This is a genomic window from Rhodococcoides navarretei, from assembly GCF_038069675.1.
Lineage (GTDB): Bacteria > Actinomycetota > Actinomycetes > Mycobacteriales > Mycobacteriaceae > Rhodococcoides > Rhodococcoides navarretei.
Genome location: NZ_JBBPCN010000001.1, coordinates 4,085,330 through 4,098,936, shown reverse-complemented (window position 1 = coordinate 4,098,936; position 13,607 = coordinate 4,085,330). Strand labels below are relative to the sequence as shown.

13 protein-coding genes are annotated in these 13,607 nt (G+C 64.7%); 2 read left to right on the top strand and 11 right to left on the bottom strand.

Translation table 11 applies throughout. The features are described 5' to 3' along the window. Positions 1 to 36: 36 nt before the first annotated feature. From AABD04_RS19235 to AABD04_RS19200, 8 genes are all read right to left on the bottom strand, one after another. Positions 37 to 1,047 carry a LacI family DNA-binding transcriptional regulator gene (locus AABD04_RS19235; protein ID WP_341442140.1) on the bottom strand — a complete coding sequence of 337 codons (1,011 nt, stop codon included), beginning with the start codon at positions 1,045 to 1,047 and terminating at the stop codon, positions 37 to 39. Between the two features lie 74 nt (positions 1,048 to 1,121). Then, the gene (mmsB, locus tag AABD04_RS19230; protein WP_341442139.1) at positions 1,122 to 2,453 is read right to left on the bottom strand and encodes a multiple monosaccharide ABC transporter permease; all 1,332 of its coding nucleotides are present in this window, start codon (positions 2,451 to 2,453) and stop codon (positions 1,122 to 1,124) included. Then, positions 2,450 to 3,988, bottom strand: a complete 1,539-nt coding sequence (gene mmsA, locus AABD04_RS19225) for a multiple monosaccharide ABC transporter ATP-binding protein (protein WP_243608774.1) — start codon at positions 3,986 to 3,988, stop codon at positions 2,450 to 2,452. Before mmsA ends, mmsB begins: the two co-directional genes overlap by 4 nt. A gap of 8 nt (positions 3,989 to 3,996) precedes the next feature. Then, on the bottom strand, positions 3,997 to 5,133 hold the full coding sequence (chvE, locus tag AABD04_RS19220; RefSeq protein ID WP_341442138.1) for a multiple monosaccharide ABC transporter substrate-binding protein: 1,137 nt from the start codon (positions 5,131 to 5,133) through the stop codon (positions 3,997 to 3,999). A 194-nt stretch (positions 5,134 to 5,327) separates the two neighbouring features. Beyond that, positions 5,328 to 6,131 carry an ABC transporter gene (locus AABD04_RS19215; RefSeq protein ID WP_341442137.1) on the bottom strand — a complete coding sequence of 268 codons (804 nt, stop codon included), beginning with the start codon at positions 6,129 to 6,131 and terminating at the stop codon, positions 5,328 to 5,330. Positions 6,132 to 6,163: 32 nt separating this feature from the next. Continuing rightward, positions 6,164 to 6,478, bottom strand: coding sequence for a DMT family transporter (locus tag AABD04_RS19210; protein ID WP_243593898.1), 315 nt, complete (start codon positions 6,476 to 6,478; stop codon positions 6,164 to 6,166). Positions 6,479 to 6,632: 154 nt separating this feature from the next. Further along, on the bottom strand, positions 6,633 to 7,370 hold the full coding sequence (locus AABD04_RS19205) for a TIGR03943 family putative permease subunit (protein WP_341442136.1): 738 nt from the start codon (positions 7,368 to 7,370) through the stop codon (positions 6,633 to 6,635). Beyond that, a complete protein-coding gene (locus AABD04_RS19200; RefSeq protein ID WP_423228171.1) occupies positions 7,367 to 8,371 on the bottom strand; it encodes a permease in 1,005 nt (334 codons plus the stop codon). Before AABD04_RS19200 ends, AABD04_RS19205 begins: the two co-directional genes overlap by 4 nt. A 100-nt stretch (positions 8,372 to 8,471) precedes the next feature. On the opposite strand from AABD04_RS19200, the gene AABD04_RS19195 reads away from it, so the two are divergent. Together AABD04_RS19195 and AABD04_RS19190 are read left to right on the top strand one after the other, a co-directional pair. Next, positions 8,472 to 9,179: a response regulator transcription factor gene (locus tag AABD04_RS19195; RefSeq protein WP_335741951.1), complete on the top strand. Its 708-nt coding sequence runs from the start codon at positions 8,472 to 8,474 to the stop codon at positions 9,177 to 9,179. Then, positions 9,176 to 10,591, top strand: a complete 1,416-nt coding sequence (locus AABD04_RS19190; protein WP_423228170.1) for a sensor histidine kinase — start codon at positions 9,176 to 9,178, stop codon at positions 10,589 to 10,591. Before AABD04_RS19195 ends, AABD04_RS19190 begins: the two co-directional genes overlap by 4 nt. On the opposite strand, the gene AABD04_RS19185 is transcribed toward AABD04_RS19190, so the two are convergent. The 3 genes from AABD04_RS19185 to AABD04_RS19175 are packed head-to-tail and all read right to left on the bottom strand — an operon-like array spanning position 10,571 to position 13,515. Continuing rightward, on the bottom strand, positions 10,571 to 11,692 hold the full coding sequence (locus tag AABD04_RS19185; protein ID WP_341442134.1) for an AbrB family transcriptional regulator: 1,122 nt from the start codon (positions 11,690 to 11,692) through the stop codon (positions 10,571 to 10,573). The genes AABD04_RS19190 and AABD04_RS19185 overlap by 21 nt on opposite strands. Next, the gene (locus AABD04_RS19180) at positions 11,689 to 12,099 is read right to left on the bottom strand and encodes a universal stress protein (protein ID WP_243593893.1); all 411 of its coding nucleotides are present in this window, start codon (positions 12,097 to 12,099) and stop codon (positions 11,689 to 11,691) included. The genes AABD04_RS19185 and AABD04_RS19180 overlap by 4 nt, the downstream gene beginning before the upstream one ends. Positions 12,100 to 12,132: 33 nt before the next feature. Beyond that, complete coding sequence (locus AABD04_RS19175; protein WP_243608778.1) at positions 12,133 to 13,515, bottom strand: CitMHS family transporter; 1,383 nt, start codon at positions 13,513 to 13,515, stop codon at positions 12,133 to 12,135. Between the last annotated feature and the right edge of the window lie 92 nt (positions 13,516 to 13,607).

Sequence of the window (13,607 nt, the reverse complement as noted above, 5' to 3'; positions counted from 1 at the left end):
CCACGTGCATAGAACTTCGTAGCAGGCTACGAAGTTTCATGCACGTGCGGCACCGGTGCTCGCTCGAATCACCAATCTCGGTTCGATGCTCGAACGCCTGGTGCTTAGGTTTCCGGTGTCGATCTGGTCGAGCAGAATTTCGACGCTTCGGACACCGACGTCGGCGAATTCCTGGCGGATGGTGGTCAGCGGTGGTGAGAAGAATTCCGCGTCGGGAACGTCGTCGAAGCCGACCACGCTGACGTCCTCCGGTACACGCTTGCCGTGGACGTTCAGTGCGCGCAGCACCCCGAGTGCCATGGAGTCGTTGCCGGCGAACACTGCAGTGACGTCGGTGTTTCCGGCCAGTTCGGTGCCGGCCCGAAACCCCGATTTCGCGGACCAGTCGCCGCTGAGGGCGGCAGGCGGATCGATGCCTGCATCCTCGTGGGCCAGCCGCCATCCGGTGACGCGGTCGGCGGCCTCGTACCACCCCAGCGGGCCGGACACGTGCCACACGGCACTGTGTCCGAGTGAGAGCAGGTGGGCGGTTGCGGCTCTCGCTCCGGCGATCTGATTAACCGAGACGACGGCCAGATCACCGGCAGGCGAACCCTCGACGGCGACCAGCGGGAGTTCGCCGGCCAGATCGGCGATGTCGCCGCCGTCGGTTCGCAGTGGAGCGATGACGACGACGCCGTCGACTCCCTGCTTCTGCAATCGGCGCACGCAGGTGATGATCGCCGACTCCTCGAAGGAGGTGGGGACGCCGACCACGACGGAGTAGCCGGCCTTGCGGGCTGCGTATTCGACGCTGTAGAGCGTCGACACCGGACCGTAGAGAGCATTCCCGGTTCCCACGATTCCGATGGTCCTGCTCCGGCCGGTGACCAGGGCGCGAGCTGCAGTGTTCGGCCGGTAGCCGAGCTCCGAGATCGCCTGATGCACTTTCGTTCTCGTTGCTTCGGTCACGTTGGGGTGACCGTTGATGACGCGGGAGACGGTTTGATGGGACACGCCTGCGAGCCGGGCGACATCGGTCATGGCGGGTCCGCGAGTCGGCGTCATCGTGTCCGAGCCTCCCTTCCTGGTCGAGGACAATCACAGCATGCCCGGGCCCGTGATGCCCGCGACTACAGGGTTTACGTGGGTGTGGTGACCGCCGAGCCGGTCGTGGTGGGCGCAGGCTTACCGGTCTCGGGACCGGAGAACATCTCGGCCGGGACGGGCACACCCAGGTAGCTGCTCGGCGGCGCGGCTCTGTCGCCCTTGCTGCCCTTACCGCTCGCTGCTCGGCGTTTGGTCCAGATGTCGAATGCCACGGCAGCGAGGAGCACCAGCCCCTTGACCAGCTGAACGCGCTCGCTGGGCGAACCGATGAGCGACATTCCGCTGTTGATCACGGCGATGATGAGTCCACCGGTGAGCGCTCCGACGATGCGTCCGACGCCGCCCTGCACCGCTGCGCCGCCGATGAAGGCCGCCGCGATCGCGTCCAGCTCGAAGCCGTTGCCCGCGGTGGGGCCCGCCTGATTGAGTCGGCCGGCGAAGATGATTCCGGCGAGGGCGGACAGCACTCCCATGTTCACGAAGATCCAGAAGGTGACCGGTTTGACCTTGATGCCGGAGAGCGACGCAGCGTGGATGTTTCCGCCGATGGCGTACACGTGCCGACCGAACACCGTCCTGCCTGCCAGAGTGGAATAGGCCATCACCAGCACGGCGAGAAGGATCAGCACGTACGGGAGGTTCTTGAAGCGGGCGAGTTGGACGGCGATGGCGAGCACCAGACCGCCGGCCAGAATCATCTTGGCCAGGAACAGCGGCATCGCGTCGACGGCCTGCCCGTACTTCTGACGGCCCGTCCGAGAACGCCACTGCGTGAACACGATTCCGGCAACGACGAGGATCGCGACGAGGAGCGTGAAGATGTCGGCACCACCGAGCGGCCCGAGGCCGACATTGCCCATGAAGCCGGGGAGAAATCCGTTGGAGAGGGTCCGCACGGGACCGGGGAACGGCCCGATGCCCTGGTTGCCGAGAACGATGAGAGTGACCGCTCGGAAGATGAGCATGCCGGCCAGAGTCACGATGAATGCCGGAATGCCGAAGTACGCAACCCAATACCCCTGCCAGGCACCGATCAGACCACCGACGATCAGGGTGATCAGGACGGCCAACGGCCACGGCACGTTCTGTTGGACCATCAGGACACCCGCGATCGCTCCGGTTGCCGCGACGACCGATCCGACGGAGAGGTCGATGTGGCCCGCGATGATGATCACGACCATGCCGATGGCCAGAATGAGGATGTACGAGTTCTGCACCACCATGTTGCTGATGTTCTGCGGCACCAGAAGCTGACCGCCCGTCAGTACGGTGAAAAGCACGATGATCAGCGCGAATGCAATGAAGATTCCGCTCTGGCGGAGGTTGCGCGTGAGTAACCCCCGCACGGTCGACAACTGATTCATCGAAGTACTCCTGTTCCACGGGTCATGAGATGCATGAGAGATTCCTGCGTCGCGTCCTCGCGAGTCACCTCACCGGTGATGCGGCCTGCGGACAGCGCATAGATCCGGTCGCAGAGCCCGAGCAGTTCCGGTAGTTCGGACGAAATCACCAGAACTGCTTTGCCGGCATCGGCGAGACCGTTGATGATCGAATAGATTTCGAATTTCGCGCCGACGTCGATTCCTCGTGTCGGTTCGTCGAGAATGAGCACATCGGGATCGCTGAAGATCCACTTGCTGAGCACGACTTTCTGCTGGTTGCCGCCGGAGAGCTTGCCGACCACGGCGGAGACGTTCGGTGCCTTGATGTTCATGCTCTTGCGGAAGCCTTCGGCGACCTTGTACTCCTGGTTGTCGTCGACGAATCCACCGGTCACCAGTTTGTCGAGTGCCGCGGTGGAGATGTTGCGCTTGATGTCGTCGATCAGGTTGAGGCCGTATCGCTTTCGGTCCTCGGTGGCGTAGGCGATCCCGTGATGGATGGCGTCGCTGACGGATTTGACGTGAATTTCCTTGCCGTACTTGTACAGACGCCCCGAGATGTCGATGCCGTAGCTACGGCCGAAGACACTCATGGCCAACTCGGTGCGTCCGGCACCCATCAATCCCGCGAGACCGACGATCTCGCCGCGGCGCAGCGTCAGATTCGCCCCGTCGACGACGGTTCGGCCGTGCTGAGTGGGGCTGTGTACGGTCCAGTCCTCGATACGCAGAACCTCCTCTCCCACCGTGGATTCGTGCGGTGGGAATCGGTGCTCGAGATCGCGGCCGACCATCAGCGAGATGATGCGGTCTTCGGTGACCTCCGGGTTGCGCATGTCCAACGTCTCGATGGTGCGGCCGTCGCGAATGATCGTGGTGCGGTCTGCGACGGCCGCGATCTCGTTGAGCTTGTGCGAGATGATCACGCACGTGATGCCCTCGTCGCGCAGTCCGCGCAGCAGGTCGAGGAGATGAGCCGAATCCGAATCGTTCAGTGCTGCAGTCGGTTCGTCGAGGATCAGCAGCGTCACGTCTTTCGAGAGTGCCTTCGCGATCTCGACGAGTTGCTGCTTGCCCACGCCGAGATCGCCCACGACCGAGACGGGGTTCTCCCGCAGCCCTACCCGGTTCAGTAGGGCTGCGGCCTCGGAGTTGGTGCGGTTCCAGTCGATGAACCCGCGCTTCGACCGCTCGTTGCCGAGGAAGATGTTCTCGGCGATGGACAGATGCGGACTCAGCGCGAGTTCTTGGTGAATGATGACGATGCCCTCGGCTTCGCTGCTCCTGATGTCGGAGAATGCACACGGCCGACCGTCGAACACGATCTCGCCGTCGAACGTGTCGTGCGGGTAGACACCCGACAACACCTTCATGAGCGTCGACTTGCCTGCGCCGTTCTCGCCGCAGATCGCGTGGATCTCGCCGCGATTCACCGAGAGAGTGACATCCTGTAGCGCCTTGACGCCGGGAAAAGTTTTGGTGATGCCGCGCATCTCCAAGATCGGGCTCGTCATCGCCGAGCTCACTTCAATTGATCGTCGGTGTAGTAGCCGCCTTCGACCAGCAGCTGCTCGTAGTTGCCCTTGTTGACGATCTCGGGCTGCAGTAGGTACGCGGGAACGACCTTGTCGCCGTTGTCGTAGTCCGTCGTGTTGTTCGTCTCCGGCGTCCCACCGTCGAGCATGGCCTGAGCCATCGCGATCGTGACCTCGGCCAGTTCCCGGGTGTCCTTGTAGATCGTGGAGTACTGCTCGTCGGCGATGATGGACTTGACCGACGGCACTTCGGCGTCCTGGCCGGTGACGATCGGGTACGGCTGGCCGGCGGTGCCGTAGCCGTTGCTCTTGAGTGCGGAGAGGATGCCGATCGACAGGCCGTCGTACGGCGAGAGCACGCCCTGGACTTTCTGGCCCGAGGAGTACGTCTTGGTGAGCAGATCCTCCATGCGCTTCTGGGCGGTTGCTGGATCCCAGCGCAGTGTTGCGGCAGTCTCGAAGTCGGACTCGCCACTGCCGATTTTCAGAGTTCCCTTGTCCAGGTACGGCTTCAGAGTTTCCATCGCGCCGTCGAAGAAGAAGGTGGCGTTGTTGTCGTCGGGGGAACCGGCGAAGACCTCGATGTTCAAGGGGCCTGCAGGCGCGTCGGCCTTGTCGGTGCCGTCCTCGTTCTTCAGGCCGAGACCGACGAGTAGCGACGTGGCCTGGTCGACGCCGACCTTGTAGTTGTCGAAGGTCGCGTAGTAGTCGACGTTGGGCGAGTTGCGGATGAGACGGTCGTAGGCGATGACGCCGATGCCGTTGTCCTTGGCTTCCTGCAACTGCGTGGTGATGGCAGTGCCGTCCACCGAGGCCACGATGAGAAGCTTTGCGCCCTGGGTGATCTGGTTCTCGATCTGGTTGACCTGAGTGGGGATGTCGTTCTCGGCGTACTGCAGATCGACTTTGTAGCCCTGGCCCTCGAGCGCACTCTTGAGATTGTCGCCGTCGGCGATCCATCGAGCCGAGGACTTGGTCGGCATCGTGACGCCGATCAGGGCGCCCGCCGTGCTGCCGCCCTCGGCCGGAGCCTCGTCTGCGGTCTTGGTGCTCGATCCGCACGCGCCGAGCGTGAGGGTGAGAGCCACCGCGGCCGCGGCCATGGATAGGTGTCGAAACTTCATCGTTTCTCCCTGCGTAGTGGAGTAGACCGTGAAGCGGGGCCGCCGGGGTGTCCCTTGTGGTTCGCATCACATCAAGACGAAAGTGTGAGCGATAACATCCGCGTTGTCAAAGATTTCTGATTTGCACCCACGTGACCAGTGTGAGCGCTAACATCAACCGAATCGGGAACCGCCCGACGCGCCTGTCGGACGGGTCAGTGCAGCTCTTGCACCGACTGCTTGCCGCTCTTGAGCCAGCGACCGGGTAGTCGGCCGACCAGCTCTCCCAGCGGGTGCACCGCGGCCGAGAGGATCTCCACCGAATCCTGCAGGATGTCGATCGAGATGCTCATTCGCTCGATGTTCGGGGCCACGGACGTCAGCGTCTCCGAGAGCTTGACCAACTGGTCCAGTGGACCGTCCTTGGCGGTCAGGCGCTCGACGGCACCGTCCTCGGCCAGAAGCGTTTCGAGGATGCCCTCCTCGGCGATGGCCCGTTCGATGAGGCCGTCCTGACGCGTCAGCACCTCGAGCGGGCCGTCCTTGGCCGTCAGTCGTTCGAGTGGTCCGTTGGTGGCCGTGATGCGATCGAGGAGGCCGCCCTCGGCGAGCAATCGTTCCAGCGGACCGTCCTCGGCGAGCAGCCGGTCCAAGGGGCCGCCGGGGGCCAGGATTCGCTCGACCGGGCCGCCCGGGGACAGTAGCCGTTCGAGGGTGCCGTCCTCGGAGGTGAGGCGATCGACGACGCCACCCTGGGCGAGAAGGCGATCCAGTGGCCCGCCTTCCTTGAGTGCGTTGCCCAGGGCGCGGTCGTCGGAGGTGAGCTCGCCGAGCTGGGCGAGCAGTTGCATCGTGCCGCCGCGCGGGTTGGCGAGCGACGCCACTCCGGCCGTGCCCGAGGCACCGGTGGCCAGGGCCATCCTGGTGGTCGCCAGCGCGACCTCTGCGACGCCGATCGCCTGCTCGGCGATAGCAATTCCGGCGCGCGCGGGCAGTGTGATCGCTGACACCCAGTTCATCGTTTTACTGTAACTGCTTGTAGCTCGGAAAATCAGTGAAGAACCTTCAGTCCGACGACGCAGCCGACGATGCCGACCAGAAGCGCAACCTTGAGCAACGACGCTGCTTCGGCACCGGTGATCATCGCGTACGTGACGGTGAGGGTGGCACCGATTCCCACCCAGACGGCGTAGGCGGTACCGGTGGGCAACGACCGCATCGCAATCGCGAGACCGATCATGCTGAGCACCACCGCGACGCCGAAGACGACGGACGGTCCGAGTTTGGTGAAGCCCTCGGACTTACCGAGTGCGGTGGCCCAGATCGCTTCGAGGACGCCGGAGACGACGAGAATCAGCCAAGCCATGAGAAATCACTCCTTGCACCGTCTTGTCGCTGTTCGGGCTCCGCACGAGGGTCGTTCCGCAGGCTCCACTCCTGGTGTGCGCTCGTCCGATTGTCGGAAGTGACTTGTACGATCGTACCAATCCTCGCCGGGCCGGGACAGAGCATTCGAGTTCTCAGTAGGCATACGTGTTCGCCGGTGCCTCGATTCGCTCGACCCTCGACACGGTCATCGTGGGTGTGAACGCGGTGTCCTCCGTCGCCGTGGCAGCGTCGACGGTTCCCGATATCTGCAGCCAGGTGCCGTCCGGAATGTCGTCGAGAGCTGCGCTACCTGCGTCGAGATGAATCCTGACGGACCTGGCGTCGGCCGCGCAGCAGATGATGAGAATGCGGGCGAGGTCGAGGCCTTCTCTCGTGCCGTCGGCCCGCGGCGAGCCTCCGTTGGCAGTCGCGACGGCGAATCCGGTGACGCGAATCTCCCGTCCGTCGAGGCTGCCTTCGGTGTCCCTGACCGCGCGTTGCACGACATCGAGCAGCGGAACCTCGGGCGCGCGCTCGTCCGGCAGGGGTGGAAACGCGGACCTCTGACGATCGGCCGCCGAGGTGACGGATCGATCGCCGACTGCCGAGACTCCCAGTGCGGGCGGTGCGACGAACAGGATGACCGCGAGCGGAATCAAGAGCAGCCAGTACGGGCGCGCATCATGATCGTGTCCGTCGTCCCCGGGCCCACCGCGGCGGATGTCGGCCACGATCGACGCGATCGCCAGGGCGACGATCAACACCCCGGCGGTCAGCAGATACGGATGCAGCGACGGTTTGACGTATCGCACAAAGCTGCCGTCCCACGAGATCTTGACCATGGCTCCGCCGAGGAGGAGTAGCAGAAGATTCTGCACCTCACGTTTCATCGCGCACCCAGGACGAGGTAACCGCACACCGTGGCGCACACGATCGCGACGACGAACGTCAGCGGGGCGAAGCGAGCCACGAAGCCGCGTCCGAAACTGCCCGCCTGCATCGCCATCAACTTCACGTCGACCGCTGGTCCGACCACCAGGAAGACCAACCGTGGCAGCAGCGGCAGCATCGACATGCTCGCGGCGACGAACGCGTCGGCCTCCGAGCACAATGCCAGGATCGCCGCGAGAACAGCCATGACCACGATCGACAGCAACAACTGCCCGGCGAGATGGGTGAACACCCAGTCGGGAACCACCAGGTGCAGCAGCGCGGCGGCCGCTGCTCCGAACACGAGGAAGGCTCCGGCCTGAAGCAGATCCGCACGCGCCGACTCACGGAAGGTCTCCCACTTCGAGGTTCCGTGGCGGTGTTCACGATCAGCGAGTCGAGCGGTGATCCACTCGGCCTTGCCGAACCTGGTCCACAGCCAGCCCATCACCAGGGCGGTGGCGAGCGAGCCGAGGAACCGGGCGAGAACCATCGCCGGTTCGCCGGGAAAAGCCACGGCGGTGGAGACGAGGACGACGGGGTTGATCGCCGGTGCGGACAGCAGAAACGCCAGAGCAGCAGACGTCGGTACACCCTGATCCATCAACCGCCGCGAGACAGGAACGGCACCGCACTCGCACCCGGGCAACGCCATTCCCGCGAGTCCGCTCACTCCGACGGCAGCGGTGGCGTTCTTCGGCACCACCTTCCGCAGCACCGCGGGCGAGACGAATGCGGCGATGCCTCCGCTCACGAGCACACCGAGTACCAGGAACGGCGTCGCCTGCACGAAGATCCCGGTGAACACCGTTGCGCCGGTCCGCAGCGCGGGCGACGAGTCGACCCACCGGGCGATGTCGCCGCCGAACACGATGCCCAACACGAGCAGAGTTGCGAATACGTGCATGGATGACAATGGAGGCCGAACCCTGGTGCGGGTGTCCGTGTTCGCGTCGACCATGTTCCTGCCATCATGCCTCCTCCAGGTTTCGGAGTGACGGCGGTGGCTCACAGCAACCTCACAGCGAGAGTGCAGCGGACGAGCAGCTACCCGCGCGATGATGGACACCGTGAGCGAGACACCCGAGGCACGAGTCCTGATCGTCGACGACGAACCGACCATCGTCGAGCTGCTGTCGGTCAGCCTCCGATTCCAGGGGTTCGAGGTCGCGACGGCGTCATCCGGGCCCGAGGCGTTGGACAAGGCCCGCAACTTCAGGCCCGAGGCGCTCATTCTCGACGTGATGATGCCCGGCATGGACGGCTTCGGTCTGCTGCGCCGGCTGCGAGCGGACGGGATCGATGCGCCCGCCCTGTTCCTGACCGCGCGAGATTCCGTGGAGGACAAGGTGACCGGACTGACGCTCGGTGCGGACGACTACGTCACCAAGCCGTTCTCGCTCGAAGAGGTGGTGGCTCGGCTCCGGGTCATCCTGCGTCGATCGGGCAAGAGCGAGGACGCGCAACCGTCCCGAGTTGCGTTCGCAGACATCGAACTCGACGACGACACCCACGAGGTATGGAAAGCGGGCGAGCCGGTCTCGCTCTCGCCCACCGAATTCACGTTGCTGCGGTACTTCATGGTCAACGCGGGCACCGTGCTGAGCAAGCCGCGGATTCTCGATCACGTGTGGCACTACGACTTCGGGGGTGAAGTGGGAGTGGTGGAGTCGTACGTGTCGTACCTGCGGCGCAAGGTCGATACGGGTGATACTCGATTGATCCACACACTGCGGGGAGTCGGCTACGTCATGCGCCGGCCACGGTGACGGGCATTCGAGTTCGGATTCGGAATCTGCCGCTGCGGTTCACCTTGGTCGCAGCGTTGCTGCTGCTGGTCGGGCTCGGTCTGCTGGCATCGGGGGTTGCGGTGACCTCGTCGCTCGAGACCTCGCTGATGCGACGCCTCGACAGTCAACTGATCGAGGCGTCCCAGGGGTGGGCGAAGCCGCGTGGAGAACGCCCGCCCTTCCCGGTCGACGAACCCAGCCCGAACAGACCGCCGTCCAACTTCTTCGTTCGTTCGGTGGCCACCGACGGTACCGTCCGTGGTCCGATCAACGATGTGGCAGAGGATGTTCCGGACCTGTCGGGCACGCCGTCCGCCATCCCGACGACCGTCGGTTCCGAGGGTGACCCGTCGAAACAATGGCGGGTGATCACGGTGACCAACAACCAGGGCTCCACCACCGTGGGAATGTCGCTCAGCGCCAACCAGCAGACCGTCAACAGGCTCGCGGTACTCCAGTTCTACATCGGCGCGGCGGTGTTGCTGGCCCTGGCCGTGATCGCCTACTTCGTGGTGCGGCGCAGTCTGCGACCGTTGCGTGAGGTGGAGACGACTGCTGCGGCCATCGCTGCCGGGGATCTGCATCGCCGAGTGCCCGAATGGAGTGAGAAGACCGAGGTGGGCCGATTGTCATTGGCCCTCAACGGCATGCTCTCGCAGATTCAGCGTGCCTTCGCGGCAACTGCTGCCTCGGAGGAGGCGGCACGTGCATCCGAGGATCGGATGCGCCGCTTCGTCGCCGACGCCAGTCACGAACTACGGACGCCGCTGACGACGATCCGCGGGTTCGCCGAGTTGTACCGGCAGGGTGCGATGAGCGACATCGCCGTGTTGATGAACCGAATCGAAGGCGAGTCGGCGCGCATGGGACTGCTCGTCGAAGACCTGCTGATGCTCGCGCGCCTCGACGCCCAACGGCCCCTCGAAGTGCGCCGAGTCGATCTGCTCACCATCGCCGCCGATGCCGTGCACGACGCCAAGGCGGTCTCGCCCCAGCGCGACATCTCGCTGAAGGTGTTGGCGGGACCGGGGATTCCCGAGGTCGACGGCGACGACGCCCGGCTGCGTCAGGTACTCGCGAACCTCGTCGGAAACGCAGTTCGGCACACGCCCGAATCGGCGTCGATCACCGTCTGTGTGGGGACCACCCAGTCCTCGGTGCTGCTCGAAGTACAGGACACCGGACCGGGTCTGCGAGAGGAGGAGGCTGCACACGTCTTCGAGCGGTTCTATCGTGCCGATTCCTCGCGGACCAGAGAGAGCGGCGGGAGCGGGCTTGGGTTGTCGATCGTCGCGGCCCTGGTCGCCGCGCACAACGGCACGGTGAGCGTGCAGAGCGTCCCGGGGCAGGGCGCGACCTTCCGGGTCGAATTACCGCGCGCCGACGGTTGATTCGCGTTCCGTCCTGGCCTTCTTGCGTTCGGCCAGCTTCGTGTACGCGGCTGCGGCGAGAGGCGCGGCGACGAGCATCGACACCAGCCGGATCACCTGAACGCACGCCACGAAGGTGACGTCGGATCCGGTCGTCGCGGACACCGCGAGCACGGCGGCCAATCCGCCGGGTGTGGTGGCGAGGTAGCCGGTGAGCATGCTGACCCCGGTGATCGCAGACAGCGCCCAACCGAACAGGGCGCACACCAGGCCGATCGAGAGAACCAACATTGCCGCCCACGGAAAGATCCGTCCGATGGCCCGCAGGCTCGCGGTCGTGAAGGCAAGTCCCGCTTGCCATCCGATGACGATGAATGCCACCGGCAGCAGCACGGTGGGCACCGAGATGTCCACGGGCCACCCGAGCAGTTCGCAGGCGCCCGCCACGACCAGTGGTCCGAGCGTTGCCGGTGCGGGCAGTCTGATCACACGGGCGAGCACGATTCCGACGACGACGGCTCCGAGCAGAAACGCCGTGCCGATGTACCACGGCGTCGTCGACTGCTCCTGTGCTCCGGCCCCACCACCGGTGTCGGTGTGAAAGGCGAAGGTGACGATCAGGGGCATCGTGACCACCACCAACGCCACGCGGAGATACTGGACCACGGCGACGATCCGCTCGTCGCCGCCGAGCTCCCGGGCAATCGACACCAGACCCGTTGCGCCACCGGCGATGAGAGACAAGGCACCGGTGACCGGGTCGACATCACGATGCAGTGCCAGCAGAGCGCCACAGCCGGCGCTGACGACCAGCGTCCCCGCGCCGACGAGAACGGCGGGAATCCAGTTCTCGCCCAGCGCACCGAGTGTCTCGGTGTCGAGCATCAGCCCGATCGTCACCGCCAGGGTCCCCTGCGCCGCCATCGACAGTGGACGGGGAACAGCCGCGGGTCCGAGACCGGTCAGTGCGAAGACCACGGCGACGACGAGAGCCGCGAACAGTGACGGTGCCGTGAGCCCCAGCGCCGCGAAAAGGGCCCAGCCCCCGACGGATACGGCCGCGAGACCGATCCATCGGAGGCTGTGCCCCACTACTTTTCCGGCGCGGTCGGAGACACTCACACTCCGGACTTGACCAGCAGAACCGGGACCGGGATCTCGAGCAGCAGACGCTGAATCGTCTGTCCCATCAGGAACTTGCCGACGGCTGAACGGTGGCGTGATCCGACGACGAGGATCTCGGACTTCTGCTCTTCGACCAGTGTCAGCAGGGTATTGACGGCGTCGGGATCGGGCCTGCCCACCGCCACGGTCCAGGAGACGGCGTCGGCGTGGTCGATGTCGGTGAGGGCCGTGTCCACTGCAGTGGAGACCGCAGCAGTTTCGGCGGCCTCGGCGGACGGCTCGGCCGATCCCGACAGTGCGTGCAGAACGACGAGGTCAGTCTCGCGGATGCGTGCCTCTCGAACGGCGGCTGCCAATGCTGCGCGGCCCTCGGGTGAATTGTTGTGCAGTACGCCAACAGTCATGACGGTTTCTCCTACGACAGGTGGGGTGGGGGATCAGCCGAACGGGATCTGGCCGAGGACTATGCCGACGGCCAGCATCGCGAGGGAGACGACCACCGCTCGCCACAGGACCTTCTTGTGGTGATCGGCCAGCGACACTCCGGCGAGGGTGACGAGCAGCAGGATGGCCGGAACCAGCGGGCTCTGCAGGTGGACGGGCTGACCGGTGATCGAGGCACGGGCCATCTCGACCGGGTCGATGCCGTACTTGCTCGCCGTCTCGGTCAACACCGGGAGGATGCCGAAGTAGAAGGCGTCGTTGGTCATGAAGAACGTCAGCGGGATGCTCAGGATGCCGGTGATGACGGCCAGGTACGGGCCCATGCCGGACGGGATGACGTTGAGCAGCCACTCGGCCATGGCCTCGACCATGCCGGTGCCCTGGAACACGCCCGTCAGAATTGCGGCGGCGAGCACCATGGCGACGACGGAGACGATGGAGGACGAGTGCCGTGCGATCGCGTCGCCCTGCTCCTTGACCTTGGGGAAGTTGACCGTCAGGGCGATGGAGGCGGCGATCATGAACAGCACCGGGATGGGCAGGATGTCCATGACGAGGATGACGAGGAGGATGACCGTCAGCGCAGCGTTGAACCACAGCAGCTTGGGGCGCAGGGTGTCGCGATTGGGGTCGAGGCCGTCGAAGAACTGGCCCGATTCGCCGTTGTCCGAACCGCCGGTGCCTGCTCCGCCGGTTGCCTTGCCGCCCTTACGGATACTGCCGCCACCACCGGAGGCCACCAATTCGGGTTCGTAGATCAGCTTGCCGATGCGTCGGCGCTCCATGATGCCCAGGTGAACGGCGAAGAGCAGCACGATGATCAGGCCGACGATCATCGACGGAACCATCGGAACGAAGACGTCGGACGGGGAGATGCCGAGAGCGGAAGCAGCGCGGACCGTCGGGCCGCCCCACGGAATGATGTTCATCGTGCCGTTGGCGAGACCGGCGACGACCGTCAGGATCACCGGGCTGACACCGAGTTTGAGGTAGAGCGGCAGCAGCGCGGACGTGACGATGATGAACGTGGTGGAGCCGTCACCGTCGAGCGAGACGACCATGGCCAGAATGGCAGTTCCGACAACGAGTTTCATCGGGTCGTTGCGCACCAGGCGCAGGATGCCGCGCACCAGTGGGTCGAAGAGTCCGACGTCGATCATGATTCCGAAGAAGATGATGGCGAAGAACAGTAGGGCCGCGGTAGGGGCGAGGGACTTGATGCCGTCGGTGATCATGTCACCGATGCCGAGCCCCGCGCCGGCCAGCAGGCCGAAGATGACGGGTACGAGGGTGAGTGCGACGACGGGCGTGGCTCTCTTGGTCAGGATCAAGAACATGAAGGCGGCTACCATGAGGAAGCCGAGTATCACCAACATCGTGCACTCCTTCTCGAATGTGTGAGGTGGGTCCGGTTGGACTGCGTCTGTGACTGAAGTTACGTAACCGGCATCACATGGTCGCCGTTGTG

What these genes read in the sequence shown, in the direction of transcription:
- chvE (WP_341442138.1), bottom strand. Translation starts at nt 5,133, where the DNA reads ATGAAGTTTCGACACCTATCCATGGCCGCGGCCGCGGTGGCTCTCACC.
- AABD04_RS19215 (WP_341442137.1), bottom strand. Translation starts at nt 6,131, where the DNA reads ATGAACTGGGTGTCAGCGATCACACTGCCCGCGCGCGCCGGAATTGCT.
- AABD04_RS19235 (WP_341442140.1), bottom strand. Translation starts at nt 1,047, where the DNA reads ATGACGCCGACTCGCGGACCCGCCATGACCGATGTCGCCCGGCTCGCA.
- AABD04_RS19210 (WP_243593898.1), bottom strand. Translation starts at nt 6,478, where the DNA reads ATGGCTTGGCTGATTCTCGTCGTCTCCGGCGTCCTCGAAGCGATCTGG.
- AABD04_RS19205 (WP_341442136.1), bottom strand. Translation starts at nt 7,370, where the DNA reads ATGAAACGTGAGGTGCAGAATCTTCTGCTACTCCTCCTCGGCGGAGCC.
- AABD04_RS19200 (WP_423228171.1), bottom strand. Translation starts at nt 8,371, where the DNA reads ATGGTCGACGCGAACACGGACACCCGCACCAGGGTTCGGCCTCCATTG.
- mmsB (WP_341442139.1), bottom strand. Translation starts at nt 2,453, where the DNA reads ATGAATCAGTTGTCGACCGTGCGGGGGTTACTCACGCGCAACCTCCGC.
- AABD04_RS19175 (WP_243608778.1), bottom strand. Translation starts at nt 13,515, where the DNA reads ATGTTGGTGATACTCGGCTTCCTCATGGTAGCCGCCTTCATGTTCTTG.
- mmsA (WP_243608774.1), bottom strand. Translation starts at nt 3,988, where the DNA reads ATGACGAGCCCGATCTTGGAGATGCGCGGCATCACCAAAACTTTTCCC.
- AABD04_RS19180 (WP_243593893.1), bottom strand. Translation starts at nt 12,099, where the DNA reads ATGACTGTTGGCGTACTGCACAACAATTCACCCGAGGGCCGCGCAGCA.
- AABD04_RS19195 (WP_335741951.1), top strand. Translation starts at nt 8,472, where the DNA reads ATGGACACCGTGAGCGAGACACCCGAGGCACGAGTCCTGATCGTCGAC.